Here is a 25,225-nt window from a genome sequence, read left to right as displayed (position 1 = left end):
AAAGGAATCGAGATATGACCATCACAGACGCCGGCACGTCCAACCTCGTCGCCGTTGAACCCGGCGCCATCCGCGAGGACACCCCCGCGGGTTCGGTAATCCAGTACAGCGACTACGAACTCGACGAGTCGAGCCCCTTCGCGGGCGGCGCCGCGTGGATCGAGGGCGAGTTCATTCCCGCCGAGGACGCCAAGATCTCGATCTTCGACACCGGGTTCGGCCATTCCGACCTGACCTACACCGTCGCACATGTCTGGCACGGCAACATCTTTCGACTCGGCGACCATCTCGACCGGCTGCTCGACGGGGCGGCCAAGCTGCGCCTGGACGCCGGCTACGCCAAGGACGAGCTGGCCGAGATCACCAAGAAGTGTGTGTCGCTGTCGCAGCTGCGCGAGTCGTTCGTGAACCTGACCGTCACCCGCGGCTACGGAAAACGCAAGGGCGAGAAGGACTTGACCAAGCTCACCAACCAGGTCTACATCTACGCCATCCCGTACCTGTGGGCCTTCCCGCCTGCCGAGCAGATCTTCGGCACCACGGCCGTCGTGCCGCGACACGTGCGTCGGGCCGGGCGCAACACCGTGGACCCGACCATCAAGAACTACCAGTGGGGTGATCTCACCGCGGCCAGCTTCGAGGCCAAGGACCGCGGCGCCCGCACCGCCATCCTGATGGACGCCGACAACTGCGTGGCCGAGGGGCCGGGCTTCAACGTCGTCATCGTCAAGGACGGCAAGCTCGCGTCGCCGTCACGAAATGCGTTGCCGGGCATCACCCGTAAGACCGTGTTCGAGATCGCCGATCAGATGGGCATCGAGGCCACGCTGCGGGACGTGACCAGTCACGAGCTCTACGAGGCCGACGAGCTCATGGCCGTCACGACCGCGGGCGGCGTCACCCCGATCAACACCCTCGACGGCGAGCCCATCGGTAACGGCGAGCCGGGCCCGCTGACCGTGGCGATCCGAGATCGCTTCTGGGCGTTGATGGATGAGCCCTCACCCCTGATCGAGCCCATCACCTACTAGCGCGAGCAGACGCTGAGGTCCGCGACACGCCGCCTGTCGCGGACCTCACTGTCTGTTCGGCGGAGAAATCAGCTCTCGATGACACCCTGAGCGGCCTGCGCGCGGTCTTCATAGCTCTTGCGCTTGGCGGCGTCGTACTCGAGGAATACGGTGTCGAGGCCCAGCGCCTTGTTGAGCCTGCGGCGCCCGCGCGGCGGCAGCAGCTGGGCGGCCTGGGCGGTGAACCGCAGAGGTGGGGGCACCGACACGTGGGTCTTGGGCTTGTTGAGCGTCTTGATGATCGCCGCGGCGATGTCCTCGGGCTCGACCGGTTTGATGGGCCCACTGGATTTGGTGCCTGCGATGAGGTCGGTGTTGGTGAACGGCGGCATCACCACCGACACGTTGACGCCGTGCGGGGCCATTTCGTCGGCCAATGCCGTGGACAGTCCGACGACCGCGTACTTCGCGCCGACGTACACCACCTGGCCGGGCAGCGGGATCAGCCCCGACAGCGACGCGATGTTGATGACGTGGCCGCTGCGACGCTTGACCATCTCCGGCAGCGCCAGCTGGCAGCCGGTGAGCACGCCGTACACGTTGACCTCGATGGACGACCGGATCGACTGCTCGGTCTGCTCCAGGAACGGGCCGATGGGCATGACGCCCGCATTGTTGATGAGCACGTCGATGTGACCGCCGCCGTCGGTGCGGGCCTTGTCGAGGAAGGTGGCGAAGGATTCCCGGTCGGTGACGTCGAGCGGATAGCCCGAGACCGGGCCCAGTTTGGTCAACTCGACGACCGCGGATTCCTGCAGTGCGACATCCCGGTCGCCGATCACGACCCGGGCTCCGTGGGCCAGCAGGGCCTTGGCGGTGGCATAACCAATACCGCGGGCGGCGCCGGTGATCGCGATGGTCTTGCCCCTGATGTTGTCCATGGCGGCGAACTTTACACGTGTCAAGTTTTGGAGGGAAGGGGCCGGTTTTGTCCTCGGCGGCTGATGCCGACGCCGGATCCTGTCGTCCGCGGCCAGTGTCTCCGAGCGGCCCGGGCATTACCTTTCATGCAATGACCCCGATGCGCCCGATGAGCGGTTCTGCTGTTCACGACCTGGTCGCGCGGGCTCGAGAGGACCTTCCGCAGCTGGTCGACGAGGCCTACCCGGCCATTCGCGAGCAAGTCGACTTCTACCGGCACGGCGACGTGGTCTCGGTCGACGAGCTGCGGCAATCCATCGCGCACAACCTCGGTGGCCTGCTCGACGCGCTCGTCGAGCCCGCCGGCTCCGCACACCTCAGCGTCGCCGGGGAGACCGGGCGGGCGCGGGGGCGCCAGCGCGCCCCGCTGCCCGAGGTGCTCCACGCCTTCCGGATCGCCAACACGATGCTGTGGGACCACATGGCCTGCCGGGTCCGTGGCACCGTCGACCTACGTTCGCTCGGCGCGTTCGCCGAGGTCGCGACCCTGTTGTGGCATCTGTGCGACGCGCAGGCCCAGGCACTCACCGACGCGTACCGCGACTCGACCGCCGAGCTCGTGGCAGCCCAGGAACGACGCCGCGCGGCCCTGGTCGACGCGCTGTTCAGCGGGCAGATCGTGCTCAACTCCGGCCCGTGGGAGGTGGGCAAGATGCTCGGGCTGTCGCTGGACGGCAGCCTCGTCGTGGTCGTCGTCGAGACGGCGGGCCCGCCGCAGGACGGTCGCGCCGCCGTCGAGAAGCAGCTCGCCGAGCACGGCATGATCTCGGCCTGGCACGTGAACTCGTCGCTCTACGCCGGTGTCATCTCACTGCGCGACGACCAGTACGCATTGATGCTGCGGGTGCTCCGGCAGGCCGGCGCCACGCGGGCCGGGCTCAGCCCGGTGTACCGATCGCTCGCCGACACGCCGCGGGCGTTGCACCTCGCCCGCACCGCTCTGGCGGAGATCCCGCCGGGGGAGGCGGCCCTTCGTGAATTCAGTCCCAGCCCTTTGGCGGGGCTTGTCGCGCGCGACCCGGACGAGGGCCGCCGGATGGCGCAGGACGTGCTGGGTGCGGTGCTCGATCTGCCTGCCGAAGACCGGCAGGGCCTGTTGGAGACGTTGCGGGCGTTCTTCGACGAGGGCGGGTCGACCGAGCGGACGGCGCGGGCACTGCACTGCCATCCCAACACTGTGAGATACCGGTTGCATCGCATCGCCGAGCTCACCGGTCGGTCACTGAGTGAACCGCGTGCCCTCGCCGAGCTCGTGACGGCGACCTACGCGCTGGGTCAACACGACGACGCCCGACGCGGAGGAACGTTGCCCCGGCGGCCGACGGGCTAGCCGGTGTTCCCGAAAATGGTGGTTCACCAGACGCTTTCGCCCCGGTGTCCTAGGGTGGAGGTCGGACATCTGCCACCTGATCGGAAATCCCATGGCGCATAAGGGAAAGAAGAAGGACAAGCGGCCGGAGCCGACCGATGGTCAGCCACTGGGCCTCATCAACGCGCTGGGCGAGATCGCCTTGGGCGCAACGAAGAATGTCGATCCTCGGGCATCCGGGGGCAGGCACAGTGCGGACGGCAGGCACAGTGTCGACCGGTCCGACGATGCGCTCGGTGTGGTGACCAACGCGCTGACCGACGTAGCACGTGCGCTGCGCGGCGAACCGGCTCCGCGCGACGAGGGCGAGCATTCCGGCAAAGCTGCGAGCGACGACGTTGACGCGTCCGTAAAACCCCTTGGTGCGCTTGGCATTCTCGGCAATGTCATGGGGCTCCCGAACAACCCGGTCACCGACGCCATGGACACGGTTGCCAACGTGGCGATGGGGCCCGTGCTGGGCGCCGGGCAGCTTGCGGCAGCGCCGCTGACGGGTGTCACCGAAGCGCTCGGCCGCGTGCTCGGCACCCAGGGGTCGGCGGAATCGGCTGCGGCGCTGCGCAAACGCGGTAGCGCGCTGATCCGCATCTCGTACCAGCCGGACTGCCAGCGGCGCGACATGCATCCGTCGTTCCTGCGCATCATCGACGAACTCCTGCCCGACGAGGCACGCATCCTGCGGTTCATGGCCGTCGCAGGCACCCAGCCCGTCATCGATGTGCGGACCAAGACGCTGTTCCAGATCGGTTCGGTGCTGCTGGCCAGCGGCATCACGATGGTCGCCCAGATGGCGGGCTGTCACTGGCCCGACCGCGATCACCACTACTTCGCCAACCTGCACCGGCTCGGGCTGCTGAACTTCTCCCGGGAACCCGTCGACGACTATCGCCGCTACGCGCTTCTGGAGGTGCAGCCGGCCGCGGTGCATGCCATCGAGAGTGTGCCGAAAGCCGTGACCATCTACCGCAGCCTGCGGCTGACGCCGTTCGGGGAGCAGTTCATCGAGGTCTGTTTCGACACCGAGGGTTATCACGCGGGCGGCTGGGACACCGACGGCCGGCAGGACAAGATCATCGGCAAAGGCCCGCCGGCGTTGCGCCACAAGGATTGACGCGTCACCAGCCGAACAGCAACAGGTGGACCGCGCCCACCAGAACGCCGAGCAGGCCGCCGTGCACGTAGAGCAGCCACGCGTCCTGTTCGATGGCCGCATAGAGCATTTCGCTGAACTCCGCGGGAGGTAATTCACGGAACTTCGTGGTGGCGAAGTCCGCGATCTTCTTGGCCTTCTCGTCGTTGAATTCCTCGGAGTAGAAGACCTCGGGAGCCAGGTCGACGATCTCCTGGCTCACCTTGCGTTCCAGATCGTCCCAGTCCACCACGCGCAACGTCCGCCCGACGCTCACCGCCAGCGGGGTGAAGATCTGGTCCACTTCCTCGGCCACCACTTCGGCGAGGTAGGACGCGGTCTTGTCGCCGCTCGCGCCGAACAGCAGCTCGCGGGTGAAATTCGTTACGGTGAGCACCTTCTCGGACATCATGGTCGCCACCTGCGCAGCGGCCTCGTACTGGCGCTTCGGGAAGATGCCCTGCTTCCAGAGGTACTTGTAGCGGGGCTGCGGGTCACCCGGCTCGAACACGATCTTGATGGCCAGAATATTGACCACCACGCCGATGATGGCCGCACCGGCGAGCACCACCAACCACGACGGGATGGCGCTGAGAATCGGCGGGTGGGCTTCGTGAACCCAGTTGAGATACAACGCGAGTGGGATCCCGAAGAGGAATCCGAGCGCCCCGATCTTGACCATGAAGCGCAATTCCGGGGCGCCCATACCCTTGAAGATGTCGCTCAGCACAGCCGGATTGCGGCGCAGATGGTTGACCGTCATGAGCTTGACGTTGAGCAGATCGTCGATGTGATCGCCGACGCGGGCGAAGGCCCGCTGCGATATCGCCGGAACCCGGGCGTCGATCGTGGCGATCACACTGTCCTGCGCGGGTGCGGGCAATGCGTCCCACAGCCACCGGTGATTGCTGTTGATGACATCACCGGCGATGCGGCGGATGTGTGGCCGGGCTTCGCGGGCCATCTGCTCGGCCATCTTGTCCGGCTCGAGCTGCTGATAGAAGTCGGCGATGCCGCCGATGCGGGCGATCGACATGTCGACGATCAGGCTAGCCATCTTCTCCGCCCGGCACGGGATGAAGCCCTGGAATCCGAGAATGCCGTTCGGCGCGAAGATGGGCAGAATCTGCACCTTGCGGGGGAGCAGTGGGAAGAGCGTCTTGAGACCGGGCACGTAAAACCCGGTGAACTGCGTGGGCGCGAACAACATGAGGACGCCGGTCCAGTTGGTGATCAAGCCGGCGATCGCGCTGAAGATGGGAATGCTGACCATGTCGATGACAAACTTCGACTGGCCGGTGAGCCCCTCCCAGTCGATGAAAGACGTCGTCGCCAGACCGACAGTGGTCATATCGGGCCCATCCCTCGTCTTCGGGTCGATGCCAGTTGAAACTAGCGACGCGGCCCACCGCCCCATCCGGAGTTGCGCGTGGCGTTGTCGCAATCCACGGGAGTTGTTGTGCGTGCCCACAATCCGGAGCCGTCAGAAAAATAACGCCAGCGCCAATCCCGCCGTACGCCGCGGACCTCGATGAAGTTTCAATCATCGCGATCAAATATCCCCAGTCGGAATGCGGACCGGGCGCACACGTTAGACATTGAAGTGATGCCCGGATCAACGTTGGAGCGGTTGCGCTTCCAGGCCGTGGGACAAGACGACCCGCTGGCCCAGCCGCTGCTGGCCGAGCTGGCCGTCGAATACTCGGGCCGCTACGGCGGCACCGCCGAACGCGTGATGGAGTGGTTGCGAGGCCACCCCGCTGCTGACTTCGCGCCACCCGATGGCGGTCTGCTGATCGGGCTGCTCGACGGCGAACCGGTCACCGGTGGCGCGTTCCAACGGTTCGACGCCGATACCGCGGAGCTCAAGCGCATCTGGACTGCCAGCGGGCACCGCCAACGCGGGTATGCGAGCAGGTTGCTCACCGAGCTCGAAGCCGAGATCGCCACCCGCGGTTATCGGCGCATCTTTCTGACCACCGGGCACCGTCAGCCCGAGGCCGAGGCGCTGTATCACTCGTCGGGCTACCGGCGGATGCAACTCGAGATGCAGGCCGAAGGGGACGGGACCGTGTTTCCGATCGCGTTCGAGAAGGCACTGACGTGACCATTCCGCTCTCTGTCCTCGACCTTGCACCGATCGCTGCGGGCAGCGACGCCGCCACTGCCCTGCAGAACACCGTCGACCTGGCCCGCCACGCCGAACAGTGGGGCTACAAGCGGTACTGGGTGGCCGAGCATCACTTCGTGGCGGTGGCCAGCTCGTCACCCGCTGTGTTGGTCGGGCAGATCGCGGCCGCCACCGAGAAGATCCGCGTCGGTACCGCGGCAGTGCAACTCGGCCACACCACCGCGGTCGCGGTGGCGGAGAGCTTCGGCACATTGGCCGCGTTTCATCCCGGGCGTATCGATCTCGGGGTGGGCCGGTCTGGGCAGAAGCGGGCCGAGGCCGTCAAGGCCGCGCCCGGCGCGCCGCGAACCCCTAGGGAGTGGCACGAGACCGACGGGGTGGTGATCCCGGCGCCGTTCGATATCGTTGCGCTGCTGCGTAATCCGCGATTGCAGGCGCAGGCGGCGGCGCTTCAGCAGCCCGAGGCAGTGGCGCCGGATTTCGCCGATCAGGTCGACGACATCCTGGCGCTGGTGGACGGCAGGTATGCCGTCGGGACCGCGGTTCCGGGTGCCGGTACGGGGTTGACGCCATGGGTCTTCGGCAGCAGCAAGGGCCAGAGCGCGCGGGTCGCGGCGGCCAGAGGGCTGCCGTTCGTTGCCAGCTACCACATCACCCCGGCCACCGCACTCGAGGCGATCGAGGTGTACCGCAACGGATTCACGCCGTCGGACCGCCTGGCCGAACCGTACGTCGTGGTGTCGGCCGATGTGGTGGTCGCAGACGACGAGGCGACCGCGCGCCATCTCGCGTCGACGTATGGGCACTGGGTCTATTCGATCCGAGCCGGCGGTGGCGCGGCGCCCTATCCCGATCCCGATGCCGCCGCTCCGCTCACCGCGGAGCAGCAGGAGTTGGTACGCGACCGCACCGCAACACAATTCGTCGGCGATCCCGATCAGGTGGCAGACAGGTTGGCGGCGCTGCAGCGGCTGAGCGGTGCCGATGAGCTGGTGATCACGTCGGTGACCCACCGGCACGAGGACCGCCTGCGGTCGCATCGGCTGATCGCCGAGCGCTGGGGGTTATAAGCTCGGGAGTTGTGCCGAGTTCGCAGGTGCTGGTGGGGACGCTGCTGCTCGCGGGGGCAGCGGCGGTGTTCGCGCTTGGCATAGGCCTGCGGATCTTCATCGGTCGGCGCACCGACTCGTCCGGGATGCGCCGCCGCATGCACAAGTTCCGTCAGACCAGGATGGCCCGGGTGCTGTTCGGCCCGGTGTACGACGACGAGGAGCTCGATCCCGACGAACTCGACCAGATCATCCTGATGCCCGCCATCGTGCTGGCCTGCGGATTGTGCCTCACCGGGTTCTTCCTGCTCGGCTACAAGGTGATCCACTGACTTCCGTCGCCTAGCCGTGCCGGACGATGGCCTCCTGCGCTGCCTCGGAGATGGGGCCGCGCCACACCGGGCCGTGTCCCGGCAGCAGCACATCGGTGTCGAGCCGCGCCAACGCTTCCAGGCTGCGCAGGCAGCCGGCCTCGTCGTGGTTGAACAGCGCGGGCAGCAGCTGCGGCCCCGGCCGCGGTATCAACGGATGTCCGGTCACCAGAGCGTCACCACCGACCAGGACCCCGTCGACGATGTACGAGCAGTGCCCGCCGGTATGGCCCGGCGTGGGGACCGCCACCGGCGCGCCGGGCAGCCCTGAGGCGACGTCGGGCGTCAGCGCCGCTGCGGTGGGTATGCCCGAGTGGTCCAGCCCGCCGTTGGCGATGAGCGTCGCGGTCCATTTGAGCCAGCGTGGCTGCCAGATGTGCTTGACGACGTCTGCCGGGGAGGCCTGCTCCAGGTACTCACGTTTGGTGTGGCCGACCTCGTCGGCGTGGCAGAACACCGGTATCCCATGGGTTTTCGCGAACCAGATGGCCGACCCCAGGTGGTCGATGTGAGCGTGGGTCAGCAGGATCGCGGCGACGTCGTCGACGCCGAAGCCGAGCTGCCGTACCGAATCCACTACGTCGTCGCGCTGGCCGGGGTATCCGGCGTCGATCAGCATCACGCCGTCGCCGTCGGTCACGACAGCCCAGTTGACCAGGTCCGTTTGTGCGATGTGCACGTGTTCGGTGATCGCGTTCAGGACTGCTGCCATGCCGCGAGTCTATGGACTGGAGTAGAAACAAAGCGTGGCTGAACTCAAACTTGGTTATAAGGCTTCTGCAGAGCAATTCGCGCCCCGGGAACTGGTCGAGCTCGCGGTGCTGGCCGAATCGTCGGGAATGGACAGTGCGACGGTCAGCGACCATTTCCAGCCGTGGCGTCACGAAGGTGGGCATGCGCCGTTCTCGCTGGCCTGGATGACGGCCGTGGGCGAGCGCACCGAGCGCTTGGTGCTGGGCACGTCGGTGCTGACGCCGACGTTCCGGTACAACCCCGCGGTGATCGCTCAGGCGTTCGCGACGATGGCGTGCCTCTACCCGGATCGCGTCTTCCTGGGCGTGGGCACGGGTGAGGCGCTCAACGAGATCGCCACCGGCTACACCGGCGAGTGGCCCGAGTTCAAGGAGCGCTTCGCGCGGCTGCGGGAATCGGTCAAGCTCATGCGCGAACTGTGGGTGGGTGACCGCGTCGATTTCGACGGCGAGTACTACCGGCTCAAGGGCGCCTCGATCTACGACGTGCCCGAAGGCGGCGTGCCGGTTTACATCGCTGCCGGCGGTCCGGTGGTGGCCAAGTACGCGGGCCGCGCCGGCGACGGGTTCATCTGCACCTCCGGCAAGGGTGAAGAGCTGTACAAGGACAAGCTCATCCCCGCGGTCAAGGAGGGCGCGCAGGCCGCCGGGCGCAACGCCGAGGACATCGACCGGATGATCGAGATCAAGATCTCCTACGATCCCGACCCCAAGCTCGCGCTGGAGAACACCCGGTTCTGGGCACCGCTGTCGCTGACGGCCGAGCAGAAGCACTCCATCGACGACCCGATCGAGATGGAGAAGGCTGCCGACGCGCTGCCCATCGAGCAGGTCGCCAAGCGTTGGATCGTGGCCTCGGATCCCGATGAGGCCGTCGCGAAGGTCAAGGACTACGTCGACTGGGGTCTGAATCACCTGGTGTTCCATGACCCGCGCCCGGATCAGCGTCGCTTCCTCGAGTTGTTCAAGACCGATCTCGAACCCCGCCTGCGCAAGCTCGGCTGAGCTTTTGCACCGCGCGCGTGCGCTAAATGCCGGCGATCATCGGTGTGTCGACCAGCAGACGTGCACGCTCGCGGTGTGAGGTGAGCCGGACCCGGTCGGCTCGGAACAGGTCGTAGGCGTACTCGAACGGCCGGTCGCCGGCGTCGCGGGTGATCCGGGTGATGGCCAACAGCGGCTTGCGGTGCGCGATGTCGAGCCATTCTGCTTCCCGCGGGCTGGCGCTGACCACCTCGATGGTTTCCGTCGTGGTGGCCGGAGTCAGCCCGTAGCGCACCCGCAGCAATTCGTAGAGTGAACCGCCGAGCGGCTGTTCCAGCAGATCCTCCATGTGCGCGGTGACGAAGCACGCCAGGTCCACCGAAAGCGGCACACCGTCGGCGAAACGCAGCCGCCTGATCGTGAATATGTGTGCGCCCTCCGCGATTTCGAGGGCCCGGGCTTCGACGGGTGTGGCCGGCCTACGGTCGGTCGCCAACACCCGCGTGGCGCTGGTGTGGCCGCCGCTGCGTAACCGGGCCGGGAGCCCGACGAGTTCACCGGCATTGCGTTCCACCACGTCCGCGCGCACGAAGGTGCCGCCACCGCGGCCCGTGCGCCGCTCCAACACACCGGCCTGGCTCAACGGCAACAGCGCGCTGCGCAGCGTCGACCGAGACACCGAAAAGTTGTCGGCCATCTCCCGTTCGGTCCCCAGCCGGGAGCCCGGCCGCAGCGTGCCCTGGGCCAGCATGGACAGGATGCGTCGACGTACGTCCTCGGCGACAGGACCGCCGGATGTCGCAGGCATGCCCCGAGTGTGTACCAAACAACTCGGCACAGCAGACCAAAAAAGGCGGTGTAACCTCCCCGTTTCACGATTCCCAGGTTCGAAACATGACGGAAACAAACTACTTGGGCCACAACGAATTTCGAGTTGACTGCAGTATTGGGCGGCGATAACAATGTGCTGCGTCGCACCACAGCGTTGTCTGCGACGCCAAGGAAAACAGACCAAATGGCGGGACCCTGTAATGAGCGAGATCATCGATCCGGCACCGGTTGGTGCTGATATCCAGCGCCTCAAACCAAATGCTGTGGGACTGGTCGGCGTGCTGTTCATGGCGGTGGCCACCGCCGCGCCCATCACCGCCATGGTCGGCAACGTGCCGATATCGGTCGGCTTCGGCAACGGTGCCTACGCACCCGCCGGCTACTTCGTCGCGACCATCGTGCTGACCCTGTTCGCGATCGGCTACGCCGCGATGAGCAAGCACATCACCGCCACCGGCGCTTTCTACGGGTACATCTCGCACGGTCTGGGGCGCATTGTCGGGTTGGGTGCGGGATTCTTGACGGCCTTGGCGTACATGGTGTTCGAGGCGTCACTGATAGGCATCTTCTCGTTCTTCGGCAACGACCTGTTCAAATCCTTCTTCGGTATCGACGTGCCGTGGATCGTGTTCGCTCTCGTGATGCTGGCGGTCAATGCCGTGCTCACCTACTTCGACATCAACCTGGCTGCCAAGGTGCTCGGGGTGTTCCTGATCACCGAGATCGTGATGCTGGCGTTGATGGCGCTGTCGGTGGTGTTCACCGGTGGTGGTCCGCAGGGGTGGTCATTGGGTTCGCTCAACCCGCTCAACGGTTTTCACAGCCTGTCGGGGTCGGTGGCCGGTGCCGACGGCAACATGATCGCCGTCGCCGGCTCCGCGGGTGTCGGCCTGTTCTTCGCGTTCTGGTCGTGGGTCGGCTTCGAGAGCAGCGCCATGTACGGCGAGGAGTCGCGAAACCCCAAGAAGATCATCCCCATCGCAGTGATCAGCTCGGTGATCGGTATCGGGGTGTTCTATGTGCTGGTGTCGTGGCTGGCGATCGTCGGCACCGGGCCGGACAATGCCGTTGCGCTGGCACAGGATTCGGCCACCGCGGGCAACATCTTCTTCAACCCGGTGCACCAGCATCTCGGCCAATGGGCGGTCGACTTGTTCAAGATCCTGCTGATGACCGGATCGTTCGCGTGTGGCATGGCCTTCCACAACTGCGCCGCCCGCTACCTGTATGCCCTCGGACGGGAGAACGTCGTCCCGGGTATGCGCAAGACCATCGGTGCGACCCACCCGGCGCACGGCTCCCCGCACATCGCCGGATTCGTCCAGACCGGTTTCGCAACCGCCGTTGTTTTGTTCTTCGACATGACGGGGCGTGATCCCTACACCGGGTTGTACGGCCTGATGGCGCTGCTCGGCACCACGGCGATCATGATCGTGCAGGCGCTGGCGGCGTTCTCGGTCATCGCCTACTTCCACGTGCAGAAGCAGCATCCGGAGACCGCGAACTGGTTCACCACGTTCCTGGCCCCACTGCTCGGCGGGGCCGGCATGCTCTACGTCATCTACCTGCTGGCCAAGAATGCGTCGTTCGCCGCGGGTACGGCCGCGTCGGATTGGATATTCGCCGCGATCCCGTATGTTGTAGGCATCGTTGGTATCGGCGGTGTCGTGCTGGCCCTGTTCTTGAAATACCAGGACCCGCAACGGTATTCCGATCTAGGTCGGACGGTGCTCGAGGAGGCGCACGAACGCTGAACGCGCAGGGTTTCTCCAACATCATGGATTCCAACAGCTACTCCGGCGGTCTGGCGACCGATCCGGAGACGGAATCCCTGATCGCGGACCGTACCCGGATGCTGGGACCGGCGTACCGGCTGTTCTATGAACGGCCGGTACATCTGGTTCGTGGTCAGGGCAGCCACCTGTTCGACGCCGGCGGGGCCCGATATCTGGATGCCTACAACAACGTCGTCAGTGTCGGGCATTGTCACCCGCACGTGGTCGATGCGGTGACGCGCCAGATGCAGACGCTGAACACCCACACCCGTTATCTGCACGAAGGCATCGTCGACTACTCGCGCCGCCTGCTCGCCACCATGCCGGCAGACGTCGACCAGGTGATGTACGCCTGCACCGGCTCGGAGGCCAACGATCTGGCCTTGCGGGTGGCCCAGATGTACACCGGGGCCCGGGGAATCATCGTCACCAACGACGCGTATCACGGCAATACGGAAGCCGTCACGGCGATTTCGCCATCGCTGGGCGGAGCCACCGTCGTCGGGCCGCACGTGCGCACGGTATCGGCTCAGCCCCTCGACGTCGCGGCCGCGATCGAAGATCTGCAGAACTCCGGCCACGGCGTGAGCTGCCTGATCGTCGACACGATCTTCGCCTCCGATGGCATCTTCCCGGATCCGACTGTGCTGGCCCCGGCGGTGGAGGCGGTGCGCGCGGCAGGCGGTGTCTTCATCGCCGACGAGGTGCAGCCCGGGTTCGGCCGCACGGGTGAGGGCATGTGGGGCTTCGCCCGCCACGGCGTGGTGCCCGATCTGGTCACCATGGGCAAGCCGATGGCCAACGGGCTGCCGGTCGCCGCGATGGCGGCGCGCAGTCACGTGTTGGAGACCTTTGCCCGGGGCGTGCCGTACTTCAACACGTTCGGCGGAAATCCGGTGTCCATGGCCGCCGCGGGCGCCGTGCTCGACGTGATCGAGGACGAGAACCTGATCGACAACGCAGCCCGGGTCGGTACCGCGCTGCGAGACGAGATCGCCCGCATCGGCGCTGACCATCCACGCATCGGTGAGGTCCGCGGATGCGGGCTCTATGTGGGCGTCGAGGTCGTCACTCCCGAGGGTGCCGCTGATGCGAGGAGCACAAGAAATACCCCGGACCGTACCGGCGCCCACGACCTCGTCAACGCGATGCGGGACCGGCGCGTGCTGATCTCGGTGTGCGGCAGCGACGGCAATGTGCTCAAGGTGCGCCCGCCGCTGGTGTTCACCATGTCCGACGTGGACTGGTTCTGCACGGAGTTCGCAGGCGCGCTGGCGGAACTGTCGTGATCTAGGGAATGCTGGAGCGGTGCCGGATGGGAACATCGCGACCGCGATCTACGTAGCCTCGCCCGAGGGGGATACCGGTAAGTCGACCATTGCGCTGGGGATCCTGCACCGGCTTGCGGCGACCGTGCCCCGGGTCGGCGTGTTCCGGCCCATCACGCGTCTCGTCGGAGGGCACGAACGAAGCGACCCGGGAAATGGATCCGAGGACCGCGACTACATTCTCGAGCTGCTATTGGCCGGTGCCACGGCCGGTCTGCCGTACGAGGACTGCGTCGGGGTCGGCTACCAGCAGGTGCACGAGGATCCCGACGCCGCGATCGCCGAGATCGTCGACCGGTTCCACCGCGTGGCCGATCGGTGCGACGCGGTCCTGATCGTCGGCAGCGACTACACCGACGTCGCCACCCCGAGCGAGCTCAGCATGAACGCGCGCATCGCGGTGAACCTGGGCGCGCCCGTCGTGCTCGCGGTCAAGGCCGCCGATCGCACGCCTGATGAGGTCGCGCACGTCGTCGAGGTGTGCCTGGCTGAACTGAACCACCAGCACGCGCACGCCGCGGCCGTGGTCGCCAACCGGTGCGATCCGGCGCAACTGACGGCGGTGGCCGATGCCCTCAAACCGCTGGGCCCGCCGGCCTACGTGTTGCCTGAGGAGCCGCTGTTGGTCGCGCCGTCGGTGGCCGAACTGCAAGTGGCAGTCGACGGCACGGTGATCGCCGGGGACCCTGCGCTGCTGTCCCGTGAGGCGATGGGCGTGCTCGTGGCGGGGATGACCGCCGAGCACGTGTTGGAGCGGCTGACCGAGGGTGTCGCGGTGGTGACGCCGGGTGACCGGTCCGATGTGGTACTGGCCGTGGTGAGCGCCCATGCCGCGGAAGGCTTTCCGTCGCTATCGTGCATAATCCTCAACGGCGGGCTCGACCTGCATCCCTCGATCGCGGCTCTGGTCGAGGGGCTCGGGCTGCGGTTGCCCATCGTGGCCACCAAGTACGGCACGTTCGAGACCGCGAGCCGGGTCGCCGGTGCCCGCGGCCGCGTGACGGCGAAGTCGCAGCGCAAGATCGATACCGCGCTGGCGCTGATGGACAAGTACGTCGACGTCAACGATCTGCTGGCGCAACTGAGCATCCCGATCCCCGCGGTGACCACGCCGCAGATGTTCACCTATCAGCTGCTCGACCGGGCCCGCTCCGACCGCAGACGCATCGTGCTGCCCGAGGGCACCGACGACCGCATTCTCAAGGCCGCGGGCCGGCTGTTGCGGCGCAGCGTGGCCGATCTGACCATTCTCGGTGAGGAAAACCAGGTCCGTTCCCGCGCAGCGGAACTCGGTGTGAACATCGATGCGGCCATCGTCCTCGATCCGCGCACCAGCGAGCTGTGCGACCAGTTCGCCGAGCAGTATGCCGAACTGCGCCGCAAGAAGGGCATCACGGTCGAGCAGGCCCGCGAGATCATCCACGACGTGTCGTATTTCGGCACCATGCTGGTGCACAACAACATGGTCGACGGCATGGTGTCCGGTGCGGCCCACACCACCGCGCACACCGTGCGGCCGGCGTTCGAGATCATCCGCACCGCACCCGGTATCTCGACGGTGTCGAGCATCTTCCTGATGTGCCTGGCCGACAAGGTGCTGGCCTACGGTGACTGCGCGATCGTGCCGGATCCCACCTCCGAGCAGCTGGCCGACATCGCGATCTCCTCGGCACGGACCGCCGCGCAGTTCGGCATCGAGCCGCGGGTGGCGATGCTGTCCTACTCGACGGGCACTTCGGGAACCGGCGTCGACGTCGACAAGGTCAGGGCAGCAACGGAATTGGTGCGCCAACGAGAACCGGATCTGCTGGTCGAGGGTCCCATCCAGTACGACGCCGCCGTGGAGCCATCGGTCGCGATCACCAAGATGCCGGATTCCCCGGTGGCCGGTCGGGCCACGGTACTGATCTTCCCGGATCTCAACACCGGCAACAACACCTACAAGGCCGTGCAGCGGTCGGCGGGTGCCATCGCGATCGGCCCGGTGCTGCAGGGCCTCAACAAGCCCGTCAACGATCTGTCGCGCGGTGCGTTGGTCGAGGACATCGTCAACACGGTCGCGATCACGGCGATCCAGGCGCAAGGGGTGTCATGACGCGGGGAATCGACACCGTGCTGGTGATCAACTCAGGCTCCTCATCGGTGAAATTTCAGCTCATTCAGCCTGATTCGGCGCAGCAGCTCGCGAGCGGCATGGTGGAGCGCATCGGCGAGGACTCGTCGACCGCCACATTGAAGGTCGGCGAGCGCACGCTGCGCCGGGAGGGCCGGGTCGCCGATCACGACGCGGCGCTGCGGCTGGCCTTCGAACTGTCCGCCGAGGCAGGCCTGCATCTCGACGACCTCGACCTCGTTGCGGTCGGTCACCGCGTGGTGCATGGCGGCAAGACGTTCTACCGGCCGGCCGTGATCGACGACGCGATGATGTCCAAGCTCGAAGAGCTGGCTCCGCTTGCGCCGCTGCACAATCCGCCCGCGATGATCGGTATCGATGTGTCCCGGCGCATCCTGCCCGGCGTCCCGCACATCGCGGTGTTCGACACCGCGTTCTTCCACGATCTGCCTGCCGCCGCGGCCACCTACGCCATCGACCACGACGTCGCGCAAAAATGGCACATCCGGCGCTACGGGTTCCACGGCACCTCGCACGAGTACGTCAGCAGGCAAGCGGCGGATTTCGTTGGGCGTCCCTATGATTCGGTGAATCAGATCGTGCTGCATCTGGGTAACGGCGCGTCGGCGTCGGCCGTCGCCTGCGGCCGCGCGGTCGACACCTCGATGGGGCTCACCCCGCTGGAGGGGCTGGTGATGGGCACCCGCAGCGGCGACATCGATCCCGGCATCGTCGGCTACCTGTGCCGCACGGCGGACATGACCATCGAGGACATCGACACCATGCTCAACCGCCGATCCGGGCTGTTGGGCCTCGGCGGCGAAAACGACTTCCGCAAACTGCACCAGTTGATCGAAAACGGCGATACAGCAGCACAATTGGCCTACGACGTCTACATACACCGGTTGCGCAAGTATATCGGCGCCTACCTTGCGGTACTCGGGACGACCGACATCATCAGCTTCACGGCGGGGGTGGGGGAGAACGACGCCGCTGTGCGCCGCGATGCCCTGAGCGGATTGGCCGCGCTGGGTATCGAGCTGGACCCCGAACTCAACGAGGCCCCGTCGCGGCAGGCCCGGCGCATCTCCGCCGAATCGTCCCCGGTCACGGTGCTGGTGATTCCGACCGACGAGGAGCTGGCCATCGCACGCGCCTGTGTGCAGCTGGTCCGAACCGCCTAGGCATCGACGGTTCTCTACCCGAGTCACATCAGTCACAGCTGTCCCGGCCGCTTCCGAAACGGGGACTGGTGTGGCAGATGTGACTGCGTTAGAGGAATCCCAGGTGCATCCTGTGGCCGGCATCGGTACCGGCACTCGCGTGGGCACCGGGACATGGACCGACATCTACACCCGCACCGACACCATCGCGTGCGGTCAGAACGTGCTCATGGGCCGCACACTGTTGGCCAGGTCCACCAGGGCATACCGATGCGACTGGGTAGGGGCCACGCGGGCCAGCGCCCGCAGTGAGGCCTCGACACCGAGCTTGAGGCCGTGCTCGGTGAACGGGAACCCCAGGATGTGGTTGCTGCTGGCCGTGTTGTCGGCCAGCCAGTCCATCGCGGTGCCCAACACCAGTGCGCGGATCTGCAGCACGCGCGGCTCGGTGTCGGGCAGTGCCTCCACACGCCGCGCGGCGTCGCGGATGTTCTGCTCGGTGATCTCATTGGCCGTCCGTCCGGACAGCAGCGTGACCGCGCTCGTCAGCCGCGCAGCGGTGAAATGCCGTGAGGTAGGCGGAACTTCGTCGAGCGTACGCACCGCGCCGTCGCGGTCTCCGCTGACGGACTGAGCCCTGGCCAATCCGAATCCCGCGGAGATGACGCCGTTGTCGGTGCCCCAGACGGTCTTGTAGAACGTCAGCTCGTCGGCGGTGCCTGCCAGCTCTGCGGTCGCGGCCAGGGCCAGCTTCGGTGCCAACTCACCGGGCAGGGTGTCCAGTACTTCGGTGAAATGCTTTGTGGCCGAGTCATAGTCGGCGGAGAGCATCTCGGCGACCGCGCGGAACCAGATCAACCGCCAGTTCCAGCCCACCCGGGTGGACAGATCGTCGAGCTTACGGGTGGCCTTCGCCACGTCACCCAGGTCGAGCAACGCGCGGGCCTCCATGAGCGGCAGCTCGACCGATTCGGACAGGTCGATGCCCTCGGCGTCGAGCGCCCCGTGCCGCGCCGCGCGCAGCTGATCGAGGGTGTGCACGGGCTGGCTCAGCACGCTGGCGACCAGCATGGGCGCCCCGACGTCGGTACGGTCCACCAACGGCACCGGCAGAGCGCGGACGATCTCCTGGGCCGTCAGCTTTTCCGAGTGCACCTGGCCGTCGACGTAGACGTCGGTATGTGCGACAAGCAGATCCACGCCGAACGTCGACCGCGACGGGCTGAACACCGTCGACAGGCCGGGACGCGGCACCCCGCTGTCGGCGGCCACCACCTCGCGCAGCACACCGAGCAGCTGGGACGACATCTCCTCGGCGGTGGCGAATCGCCGCCGAGGGTCGGGGTCGATGGCCCGGCGCAGCAGCCGCCCGAACGAGTCGTACTTGGTGAGCACCGGGTCGTCGGACGGCAGCCCGTCGACGTAGCGCCCCTTGCGGGTGCGCAGGTTCAGCGTCAGGGCGGCCAGCGTCCGGCCGACGGTGTAGATGTCGGTGGCCACGGTCGGGCCGGTCCGCACGATCTCGGGCGCCTGGTAACCCGGTGTGCCGTACAGGTATCCGTAGGAGTTGAGTCGCGACACCGCACCGAGGTCGATCAGCTTGAGCTGTTCCTCGGTGATCATGATGTTCTCGGGTTTGAGGTCGTTGTAGGCCAGCCCGATCGAGTGCAGGTAGCCGAGCGCAGGCAAGATCTCCATCATGTAGCCGATGGCCTCGGCGACCGGCAGCTTGGTGCCCTTGGCCTGCTTGAGCGATGTTCCGCCGACGTACTCCATGACGATGTAGCCGACCGGATTGCCGTGCTTGTCGTCGTGTTCGACGAAGTTGTAGATCTTGACGATCCCCGGATGGGTCACCTCTGCCAGGAACTGACGTTCGGCCATCGCGATGGCCTGTGCCTCGGCGTCGCCTGAATGGACCAGGCCTTTGAGCACGACCGGCCGCTCGTTGACGTTGTGGTCGAACGCCAGGTACACCCAGCCCAGCCCGCCGTGGGCGATGCAACCTTTGATCTCGTACTGGTCGGCGACGATCTCGCCGGGGGACAGCTGCGGCAAGAACGAGTACGAGCTGCCGCAGTTCGGGCACCAGCCCTCCGACAGAGCCTGCCCATCGGGCGACGACCGGCCGACCGGTTTGCCGCAGTTCCAGCAGAACCGCTTCGATTCGGCCACCACCGGGTTGATCATCAAGGCCGTCAACGGATCCCGCTCGGGCACCCGCGGAATTTCCACCAGCCCGCCACCCAGCCGGCGGACCGGCGAGAGGACGCGGGTCATCATCGTGCCGTGGTCGTGTGCCTCGGTGTCCCCGAACAGGGCAGACTGGCTCTGTTCTTCGTCATCGTCGAACTCCGGCCGGAACACCGCTTGCGTGGCCATCGGACGGGCCGTCGACCGCGAATCCATGTCGAGGTCTTCGAAGCTCGCCGGCTGTGTGCCGGGGCCCTCGTCGGGTTCCTCTGGGATTTCGGGTGGCTGTGTCATCAGTCGATGTACCTCGCGACGGGAGGGGATGGCGCCGGACCGAGCACCGTCAACCATTTGCGGTACAACGTGTTCCACGTGCCGTCCCGCCGGATGCGTTCCAGCGTGCCGTTGACGAACCGCACCAGTCCGGTGTTGTCGAGGTTCACCCCGATGCCATACGGCTCCTGGTTCATGCTCGGTCCGACGATGTGCAGATACGGGTCCTGCGCCACCAGGCCGGCGAGGATCGAGTCGTCGGTGCTGACCGCGTCGGCCTGCCGCTGTTGCAGCGCCACCAGGCAGTCGGCCCACGTCACCACCGAGACGATGATGGGCGCCGGGCTGATCTCCTGGATGCGTTTGAGCGACGTGGTGCCGTCGACCACGCACACCCGCTTGCCGGACAAGTCGGAGGCCTGCGAGATGGTCGAGTCGCGCGGAGCCAGGATTCGCTGATTGGCCATCAGGTAGACCGTCGAGAAGTTCACCTGCTTGCGACGCTCACAGGTGATGGTCATGGTCTTGACGACGATGTCGACCTTCTTGTTCTGCAGAGCCGTGATCCGGTCGGCCGAGGACAGGATCCGGTACTCGACCTGTGCCGGCGTACCGAAGATGTCGCGGGACACCTCGCCGGCGATGTCGACGTCGAATCCGGTGATCTCGCCGGTGATCGGGTCGCGGAACGAGAACAGGTTGCTGCCGATGTCCAGTCCGACGATGAGCCGGCCCCGGTTGCGGATCTCGGCGACCGCGGCGTCGGCCTCGGCCTTGTCGCTGAACGGGCGCAAGCTGGCCGTGCGGTCGCAATCGTCGGACTCGGCCGACGGCACCTGCACCGGTTGCGGCGTCAGCTCCTGCATGCCGGCCGGCGTCGGCGGGGACAGCGTGAGCGCCGGGACGGTCAGGGCGGGCGCGGTCTGGGCGCAGCCGGCCACCGCCAACACCGTCGCGAGCAGAACCAGAACTTTTCTCATCGCTCTACCGGTACTCACTGAGTCGCGGCCACAACCCCAGCGCCACCGCCACCGCGGCGGCCACGCTCAACACCGCGGCGCCGACCGTCGCGCCCGAGAGCACGCGGCGCGCATTGACGATGTCGTTGCGCAACTGGTTGCGGCTTTGTTGGATGCCTTTGGACAGCGCGTCGTCGAGCTTGTCGAACGCCGGGGTCGAATCGTCCTCGCTGGTGCCCAGCGCCACCTGGGTCGCGGCCTGGTAATTGCCGACGGCGATGTAGGCGTTGATCCGGTCGTCGGCCGCACGCCACCGGGTCAGCAACTGATCGGCGTCGGCCAGATCGGTTTTGTCCATACCGTTGTCACGAGCCAGGTAGGCCGCCAGTTGCTCCTGCATCATGTCGATGCGTTGGTAGTAGGACTGCTTGCGCAGGTTCTCGTCGCCCCGGCGGATCAATGCCAGGGTCTCGTCGGCCCGGGCCTGCTGGGCGGTGATGGCCAGATTGGTCACGGTCTTGAGGGAATCGGCGGCCGTGACCTTGGCACTGCGACTGTCCGACGTGGAGATGACCAGCGCCGTCATCACCCAGATCAGCATGATCAGAACGGCCAGCCCGCCCGCGACGAAGCCGATGTTGACCCGGCGTCGGGTCCGCCGCGCGAGCCAGCGGTTGGCGAACGCCCCGAACATCAACGTCGCCAACACCGCCAGCACCACCGGTGCCGGGATCCGGGTGGAGGCTGTGGTCTCGGCGTCGACGCGGGCCGAGGTCTGCTCGTAGAGTCGCTGCGCGTCCGGCAGGATCAGCGTCTGCATCAGCGACGAGGCCTCCGACAGATACGACGACCCGACCGGGTTGCCTGCCCGGTTGTTGGTACGCGCGGTTTCCACCAGTCCGGTGTACACGGCGAGCCGGGCGTTGATGCGGCCCAGCAGCTGGACCAGCGGTTCGTCGGTGAGGCCGCTCGAGGCCCGGGTGACCGCGACGGACGCTTCGGTGATCGCCTGTTCGTAGCGCTGCCGGACGTCACGCGGCTCGGCACCCGAGATGAACGCGGTGGCCGCGGCGGCGTCGGCCACCGACAGCGTGGTGTACAGCTGCCCGGCGGCGAACGACAGCGGTTCGGTGTGGTCCAGCACGGTGGTCAGCGCCTGCTGGCGATGGTTGATGGTGGTGGACGTCGCGAAGGCACTGACGACCACGAGCGCCGACAGCACGAGGCCGATGGTCAGGATGCGCCCCGGCGTCGTCCACAGAAACCACCAGCGCGGATGGGCAGGAGTCGTCGGCGACCGGGACGCGAGCGGCTCGGTCGACGGATGTGCCAACTCCACAGTCACCTGCGCGCGGACCTTTCCGGCTGTCGTACGGCTGTCCCAACTCTATAAAAGAAGTCTAAGAGTTCGCGGGATGGCTCGCCCAGAATCAGGAACCCCCTAAACCGGGCATGTTCCCTATCCTGTACGAGTGCGTGGCGACGGTGACGGATGGGTGGTGTCCGACAGCGGTGCCCGGTTCTGGGGTCGGCACGGCGCGGCCGGCTTACTGCTGCGAGCGCCTTGGCCCGACGGGTCGGCCGCGGTGTTGTTGCAGCACAGGGCCCCATGGAGTCATCAAGGTGGAACGTGGGCGCTGCCAGGCGGAGCCCGCGACAGCCACGAGACCGCCGAGCAGGCCGCCGTGCGCGAAGCGAACGAGGAGGCCGGGCTGTCCGGCACGCAGCTGACCGTCCGGACCACGGTCGTCACCGCCGAGGTGGTCGGCTCGGGTGGCACCCAGTGGACGTACACCACCGTGATCGCCGACGCGCCGGAACCGTTGGACACCATCCCCAACCGCGAGAGTTCCGAGCTGCGCTGGGTGGCCGAGGATCAGGTGGCCGAGCTGCCGCTGCACCCCGGTTTCGCGGCCAGCTGGCAGCGGCTGCGGGAGGTCACGGCCACCATCCCGCTGCTGGTCATCGATTCTCAGTAAGAGCTGACTTCAGTTCTTCGGCGGCGGCCCGTGGGTCCTCGGCCGCGGTGATGGCGCGGACCACGACGACGCGGCGGGCGCCGGCGGCCAGCACCTCGGGCAGCCGCTGGGCGTCGATACCGCCGATCGCGAACCACGGCTTGTCGGGGTTGAGCGCGGCGGTGGCCCGCACCAGTTCGAGTCCGGGTGCCGAGCGTCCCGGCTTGGTGGGTGTGGGCCAGCACGGGCCGACGCAGAAGTAGTCGACGGGCTCTGCGATGGCTGCGGCCACCTGGTCGGCGTCGTGAGTCGAGCGGCCGATCACCGGACGTGTCCCGATGATGCCGCGGGCGATCGGCAGCGGCAGATCGTCCTGACCCAGATGCAGCACGTCGGCCCCCGCCGCGAGCGCGATGTCGGCGCGGTCGTTGACGGCCAGCAGGGCGCCGTGCCTGCGGGCGGCATCGGCGAGCACCTCGAGTGCCTCGAGTTCCTGGCGTGCCTCCAACGGCCCGAACTGTCGTTCGCCCGCGGAGCCCTTGTCGCGCAGCTGGATCAGATCCACCCCGCCCGCCAGTGCGGCGTCGGCGAATTCGGCCAGGTCACCGCGCTCACGGCGGGCATCGGTGCACAGGTACAGCGCGGATTGGGCGAGTCGGTCGGCAGGTTGTTGCACACCGCGACGGTAGTGCCTGCGCTCCGAGTATGGTGAACAGGCAACACGGGAGTCCCGGGACCGGGGGCTGAGAGTGGGCGTACGTACCAGCCCTTACCGTCACACCTGATCCGGGTCATGCCGGCGAAGGGAGGAGATGAAATGGCCCCACCACTATCCGTCATCGGCGGCGGCGTCATCGGGCTGTCCGTCGCCCGGCGGGCGGCACTGGCAGGCTGGGCGGTGACGCTGCACGCCTCCGTCGAGCGCGGCGCCTCCTGGGTGGCCGGCGGCATGATCGCTCCGCACAGCGAGGGCTGGCCCGGTGAAGAGCGGCTGCTGCAGATCGGTCTGGAATCGCTGCGGCTGTGGCACACGGACTTCCTCGACGGGTTGCCACCGGAGGTTGTCACCGCACGCGAGTCGCTCGTGGTCGCCGTCGACCGGGCCGACGTCGCCGATTTGCGGACCGTCGCCGACTGGCTGGCCGCGCAGGGGCATCCGGTCGAGCCGACGACCGCCGCCCGCGACGTGGAACCGTTGCTGGCTCAGGGCATCCGGCACGGCTTCCTGGCGACCACCGAACTTGCGGTGGACAACCGTGCGGTCGTCGAGGGCTTGACCGCACACTGCCGGCAGTTGGGTGTGCGGTGGGCACCCGCGGTGGATTCGCTCGACGAGGTCGATGCCGAGCAGCGTGTCATCGCCAACGGCATCGACGCCCCCAAGCTGTGGCCCGGCCTTCCGGTGCGCCCGGTCAAGGGCGAGGTACTGCGGCTGCGGTGGCGCAAGGGCTGCATGCCGGTGCCGACCCGCGTGGTCCGGGCCCGCGTGCACGGCCGTCCGGTCTACCTGGTGCCGCGTGCCGACGGTGTCGTCGTCGGCGCCACCCAGTACGAGCACGGCCGCGACACCGCGCCGGTGGTCACCGGGGTACGTGACCTGCTCGACGACGCGTGTGCGGTGATGCCTGCCCTCGGCGAGTACGAGCTGGCCGAGATCGCGGCCGGGCTGCGGCCGATGACACCCGATGGACTGCCGGTCATCGAACGCCTCGATGACCGCACGTTGGTGGCGGCCGGGCACGGCCGCAACGGATTTTTGTTGGCGCCGTGGACCGCTGAGCGGATCGCGGCCGAGCTCGAGGTGAGTGTGGGAGCGAAATGATCACCATCACTGTCAACGACGAAACCGTCGAGGTGGCCGAACAGACCACCGTCGCCGGGTTGCTGGAAACCCGGGGCTTTCCGGACAAGGGCATCGCAGTGGCGTTGGACTGGTCGGTGATACCGCGCTCGGAATGGGATCGCACACTGGCCGACGGTGCCCGGATCGAGGTTGTGACGGCGGTGCAAGGTGGCTGATTCGGTACTGAAGATCGGCGGCCGGGAGTTCGGTTCGCGGCTCATCATGGGCACCGGCGGGGCACCCAATCTCGCTGTGCTGGAAGAAGCGCTGGTCGCCTCGGGCACTGAGCTGACGACGGTCGCGATGCGCCGGGTCGACGCGTCGGGCGGGACGGGCGTGCTGGATCTGCTCAACCGGCTGGGTATCGCTGCGCTGCCGAACACCGCGGGCTGTCGCGGTGCGGCCGAGGCGGTGCTGACCGCCCAGCTGGCCCGCGAGGCGCTCGGCACCGACCTGGTCAAGCTCGAGGTCATCGCCGACGAGCGCACTCTGCTGCCCGATGCCATCGAATTGGTCAAGGCCGCAGAACAATTGGTCGACGACGGGTTCACCGTGCTGCCGTACACCAACGACGATCCGGTGCTGGCTCGGCGGTTGGAGGACACCGGGTGCGCCGCGGTGATGCCTCTGGGCTCGCCGATCGGCACCGGGCTGGGTATCTCCAACCCGCACAGCATCGAGATGATCGTCGCGCAGGCCGGTGTCCCGGTGATCCTGGACGCCGGTATCGGTACCGCGTCCGATGCCGCCCTGGCGATGGAATTGGGTTGCGACGCAGTGCTGTTGGCCACCGCCGTCACCCGGGCATCCGATCCACCGACCATGGCCGCGGCCATGTCAGCGGCCGTCACCGCCGGGTATCTCGCCCGGCAGGCAGGCCGTATCCCCAAGCGGTTCTGGGCTCAGGCGTCGAGTCCGTCGCTGTAGTCGGCTGGGGGGCGCGCTCTTTCGCCCAGTTTTCACGCACCCCGGTCCCCGCGCCCGCCCCGGCTTTCGCGTCCCGGTCTCGGTCC

General features: G+C 67.0%; 23 protein-coding genes and 1 riboswitch. Of the genes, 15 read left to right on the top strand and 8 right to left on the bottom strand.

Going from position 1 to position 25,225, the window contains the following annotated elements; translation table 11 throughout:
* Positions 1-14 precede the first annotated feature (14 nt).
* Positions 15-1,031 carry an aminotransferase class IV gene (locus tag BST13_RS17580; RefSeq protein WP_083165313.1) on the top strand — a complete coding sequence of 339 codons (1,017 nt, stop codon included), beginning with the start codon at positions 15-17 and terminating at the stop codon, positions 1,029-1,031.
* Between the two features lie 68 nt (positions 1,032-1,099).
* Here the strand turns inward: BST13_RS17580 and BST13_RS17575 are convergent, their stop codons facing one another.
* Positions 1,100-1,951, bottom strand: coding sequence for an SDR family oxidoreductase (locus BST13_RS17575; protein WP_083165312.1), 852 nt, complete (start codon positions 1,949-1,951; stop codon positions 1,100-1,102).
* A 131-nt stretch (positions 1,952-2,082) separates the two neighbouring features.
* Between BST13_RS17575 and BST13_RS17570 the strand changes: the two genes are divergently transcribed.
* Together BST13_RS17570 and BST13_RS17565 are read left to right on the top strand one after the other, a co-directional pair.
* On the top strand, positions 2,083-3,321 hold the full coding sequence (locus BST13_RS17570) for a PucR family transcriptional regulator (RefSeq protein ID WP_245839704.1): 1,239 nt from the start codon (positions 2,083-2,085) through the stop codon (positions 3,319-3,321).
* Positions 3,322-3,412: 91 nt separating this feature from the next.
* A complete protein-coding gene (locus BST13_RS17565; protein ID WP_083165310.1) occupies positions 3,413-4,471 on the top strand; it encodes an Abi-alpha family protein in 1,059 nt (352 codons plus the stop codon).
* Between the two features lie 4 nt (positions 4,472-4,475).
* Here BST13_RS17565 and BST13_RS17560 read toward each other — a convergent pair whose 3' ends face one another.
* Positions 4,476-5,840 (bottom strand): DUF445 domain-containing protein, encoded by a 1,365-nt coding sequence (locus BST13_RS17560; protein ID WP_083165309.1) that lies wholly within the window; start codon positions 5,838-5,840, stop codon positions 4,476-4,478.
* A gap of 255 nt (positions 5,841-6,095) precedes the next feature.
* Between BST13_RS17560 and BST13_RS17555 the strand changes: the two genes are divergently transcribed.
* The 3 genes from BST13_RS17555 to BST13_RS17545 are packed head-to-tail and all read left to right on the top strand — an operon-like array spanning position 6,096 to position 8,001.
* Entirely contained in the window at positions 6,096-6,596 is a 501-nt protein-coding gene (locus BST13_RS17555) for a GNAT family N-acetyltransferase (RefSeq protein WP_083165308.1), read from the top strand.
* Positions 6,593-7,690, top strand: coding sequence for an LLM class flavin-dependent oxidoreductase (locus BST13_RS17550; protein ID WP_083165307.1), 1,098 nt, complete (start codon positions 6,593-6,595; stop codon positions 7,688-7,690). The genes BST13_RS17555 and BST13_RS17550 overlap by 4 nt, the downstream gene beginning before the upstream one ends.
* Positions 7,691-7,701: 11 nt before the next feature.
* Entirely contained in the window at positions 7,702-8,001 is a 300-nt protein-coding gene (locus tag BST13_RS17545; RefSeq protein WP_245839702.1) for a hypothetical protein, read from the top strand.
* Positions 8,002-8,011: 10 nt separating this feature from the next.
* On the opposite strand, the gene BST13_RS17540 is transcribed toward BST13_RS17545, so the two are convergent.
* Positions 8,012-8,752, bottom strand: coding sequence for an MBL fold metallo-hydrolase (locus tag BST13_RS17540; protein ID WP_083165305.1), 741 nt, complete (start codon positions 8,750-8,752; stop codon positions 8,012-8,014).
* A gap of 34 nt (positions 8,753-8,786) precedes the next feature.
* Here BST13_RS17540 and fgd point away from each other — a divergent pair, with 34 nt between their 5' ends.
* Positions 8,787-9,797, top strand: a complete 1,011-nt coding sequence (fgd, locus tag BST13_RS17535) for a glucose-6-phosphate dehydrogenase (coenzyme-F420) (protein ID WP_083165304.1) — start codon at positions 8,787-8,789, stop codon at positions 9,795-9,797.
* Positions 9,798-9,819: 22 nt separating this feature from the next.
* Here fgd and BST13_RS17530 read toward each other — a convergent pair whose 3' ends face one another.
* Entirely contained in the window at positions 9,820-10,584 is a 765-nt protein-coding gene (locus BST13_RS17530; protein WP_083165303.1) for a GntR family transcriptional regulator, read from the bottom strand.
* A 223-nt stretch (positions 10,585-10,807) separates the two neighbouring features.
* Here BST13_RS17530 and BST13_RS17525 point away from each other — a divergent pair, with 223 nt between their 5' ends.
* The 4 genes from BST13_RS17525 to BST13_RS17510 are packed head-to-tail and all read left to right on the top strand — an operon-like array spanning position 10,808 to position 17,007.
* On the top strand, positions 10,808-12,361 hold the full coding sequence (locus BST13_RS17525; RefSeq protein ID WP_083165302.1) for an APC family permease: 1,554 nt from the start codon (positions 10,808-10,810) through the stop codon (positions 12,359-12,361).
* A gap of 23 nt (positions 12,362-12,384) precedes the next feature.
* Positions 12,385-13,671: an aspartate aminotransferase family protein gene (locus BST13_RS17520; protein ID WP_083165301.1), complete on the top strand. Its 1,287-nt coding sequence runs from the start codon at positions 12,385-12,387 to the stop codon at positions 13,669-13,671.
* 19 nt (positions 13,672-13,690) lie between these two features.
* Positions 13,691-15,805 carry a phosphate acetyltransferase gene (pta, locus tag BST13_RS17515; protein WP_083165300.1) on the top strand — a complete coding sequence of 705 codons (2,115 nt, stop codon included), beginning with the start codon at positions 13,691-13,693 and terminating at the stop codon, positions 15,803-15,805.
* Positions 15,802-17,007, top strand: coding sequence for an acetate kinase (locus BST13_RS17510; protein WP_083165299.1), 1,206 nt, complete (start codon positions 15,802-15,804; stop codon positions 17,005-17,007). The genes pta and BST13_RS17510 overlap by 4 nt, the downstream gene beginning before the upstream one ends.
* Before the next feature lie 195 nt (positions 17,008-17,202).
* Here BST13_RS17510 and BST13_RS17505 read toward each other — a convergent pair whose 3' ends face one another.
* The 3 genes from BST13_RS17505 to glnX are packed head-to-tail and all read right to left on the bottom strand — an operon-like array spanning position 17,203 to position 21,756.
* On the bottom strand, positions 17,203-19,473 hold the full coding sequence (locus BST13_RS17505) for a serine/threonine-protein kinase PknG (RefSeq protein WP_083165298.1): 2,271 nt from the start codon (positions 19,471-19,473) through the stop codon (positions 17,203-17,205).
* The gene (locus BST13_RS17500) at positions 19,473-20,432 is read right to left on the bottom strand and encodes a glutamate ABC transporter substrate-binding protein (RefSeq protein WP_083165297.1); all 960 of its coding nucleotides are present in this window, start codon (positions 20,430-20,432) and stop codon (positions 19,473-19,475) included. Before BST13_RS17500 ends, BST13_RS17505 begins: the two co-directional genes overlap by 1 nt.
* Positions 20,433-20,436: 4 nt before the next feature.
* Positions 20,437-21,756 (bottom strand): protein kinase G-activating protein GlnX, encoded by a 1,320-nt coding sequence (glnX, locus tag BST13_RS17495; RefSeq protein ID WP_083165296.1) that lies wholly within the window; start codon positions 21,754-21,756, stop codon positions 20,437-20,439.
* Positions 21,757-21,883: 127 nt separating this feature from the next.
* Here glnX and BST13_RS17490 point away from each other — a divergent pair, with 127 nt between their 5' ends.
* Positions 21,884-22,390: an NUDIX hydrolase gene (locus tag BST13_RS17490; RefSeq protein ID WP_083165295.1), complete on the top strand. Its 507-nt coding sequence runs from the start codon at positions 21,884-21,886 to the stop codon at positions 22,388-22,390.
* Here the strand turns inward: BST13_RS17490 and thiE are convergent.
* Positions 22,374-23,045, bottom strand: a complete 672-nt coding sequence (gene thiE / locus BST13_RS17485) for a thiamine phosphate synthase (protein WP_083165294.1) — start codon at positions 23,043-23,045, stop codon at positions 22,374-22,376. The genes BST13_RS17490 and thiE overlap by 17 nt on opposite strands.
* A gap of 35 nt (positions 23,046-23,080) precedes the next feature.
* Positions 23,081-23,194, top strand: a riboswitch (TPP riboswitch).
* Between thiE and thiO the strand changes: the two genes are divergently transcribed.
* From thiO to thiG, 3 genes are all read left to right on the top strand, one after another.
* Complete coding sequence (thiO, locus tag BST13_RS17480; protein WP_083165293.1) at positions 23,187-24,191, top strand: glycine oxidase ThiO; 1,005 nt, start codon at positions 23,187-23,189, stop codon at positions 24,189-24,191. (Overlaps the previous riboswitch by 8 nt.)
* Entirely contained in the window at positions 24,188-24,388 is a 201-nt protein-coding gene (gene thiS, locus BST13_RS17475) for a sulfur carrier protein ThiS (protein WP_083165292.1), read from the top strand. The genes thiO and thiS overlap by 4 nt, the downstream gene beginning before the upstream one ends.
* A complete protein-coding gene (gene thiG, locus BST13_RS17470) occupies positions 24,381-25,139 on the top strand; it encodes a thiazole synthase (protein ID WP_083165291.1) in 759 nt (252 codons plus the stop codon). Before thiS ends, thiG begins: the two co-directional genes overlap by 8 nt.
* Positions 25,140-25,225 lie beyond the last annotated feature (86 nt).

The sequence above is a fragment of the Mycobacterium aquaticum genome, assembly GCF_002086485.1.
Lineage (GTDB): Bacteria > Actinomycetota > Actinomycetes > Mycobacteriales > Mycobacteriaceae > Mycobacterium > Mycobacterium aquaticum.
Note: the sequence above shows the minus strand (reverse complement) of the source record. Positions and strands in the feature narration are given on the sequence as shown.

What these genes read in the sequence shown, in the direction of transcription:
- BST13_RS17560 (WP_083165309.1), bottom strand. Translation starts at nt 5,840, where the DNA reads ATGACCACTGTCGGTCTGGCGACGACGTCTTTCATCGACTGGGAGGGG.
- BST13_RS17530 (WP_083165303.1), bottom strand. Translation starts at nt 10,584, where the DNA reads ATGCCTGCGACATCCGGCGGTCCTGTCGCCGAGGACGTACGTCGACGC.
- BST13_RS17505 (WP_083165298.1), bottom strand. Translation starts at nt 19,473, where the DNA reads ATGACACAGCCACCCGAAATCCCAGAGGAACCCGACGAGGGCCCCGGC.
- thiO (WP_083165293.1), top strand. Translation starts at nt 23,187, where the DNA reads ATGGCCCCACCACTATCCGTCATCGGCGGCGGCGTCATCGGGCTGTCC.
- BST13_RS17580 (WP_083165313.1), top strand. Translation starts at nt 15, where the DNA reads ATGACCATCACAGACGCCGGCACGTCCAACCTCGTCGCCGTTGAACCC.
- BST13_RS17570 (WP_245839704.1), top strand. Translation starts at nt 2,083, where the DNA reads ATGACCCCGATGCGCCCGATGAGCGGTTCTGCTGTTCACGACCTGGTC.
- BST13_RS17575 (WP_083165312.1), bottom strand. Translation starts at nt 1,951, where the DNA reads ATGGACAACATCAGGGGCAAGACCATCGCGATCACCGGCGCCGCCCGC.
- BST13_RS17500 (WP_083165297.1), bottom strand. Translation starts at nt 20,432, where the DNA reads ATGAGAAAAGTTCTGGTTCTGCTCGCGACGGTGTTGGCGGTGGCCGGC.
- BST13_RS17525 (WP_083165302.1), top strand. Translation starts at nt 10,808, where the DNA reads ATGAGCGAGATCATCGATCCGGCACCGGTTGGTGCTGATATCCAGCGC.
- BST13_RS17555 (WP_083165308.1), top strand. Translation starts at nt 6,096, where the DNA reads ATGCCCGGATCAACGTTGGAGCGGTTGCGCTTCCAGGCCGTGGGACAA.
- BST13_RS17520 (WP_083165301.1), top strand. Translation starts at nt 12,385, where the DNA reads ATGGATTCCAACAGCTACTCCGGCGGTCTGGCGACCGATCCGGAGACG.
- BST13_RS17510 (WP_083165299.1), top strand. Translation starts at nt 15,802, where the DNA reads ATGACGCGGGGAATCGACACCGTGCTGGTGATCAACTCAGGCTCCTCA.
- BST13_RS17565 (WP_083165310.1), top strand. Translation starts at nt 3,413, where the DNA reads ATGGCGCATAAGGGAAAGAAGAAGGACAAGCGGCCGGAGCCGACCGAT.
- BST13_RS17540 (WP_083165305.1), bottom strand. Translation starts at nt 8,752, where the DNA reads ATGGCAGCAGTCCTGAACGCGATCACCGAACACGTGCACATCGCACAA.
- thiS (WP_083165292.1), top strand. Translation starts at nt 24,188, where the DNA reads ATGATCACCATCACTGTCAACGACGAAACCGTCGAGGTGGCCGAACAG.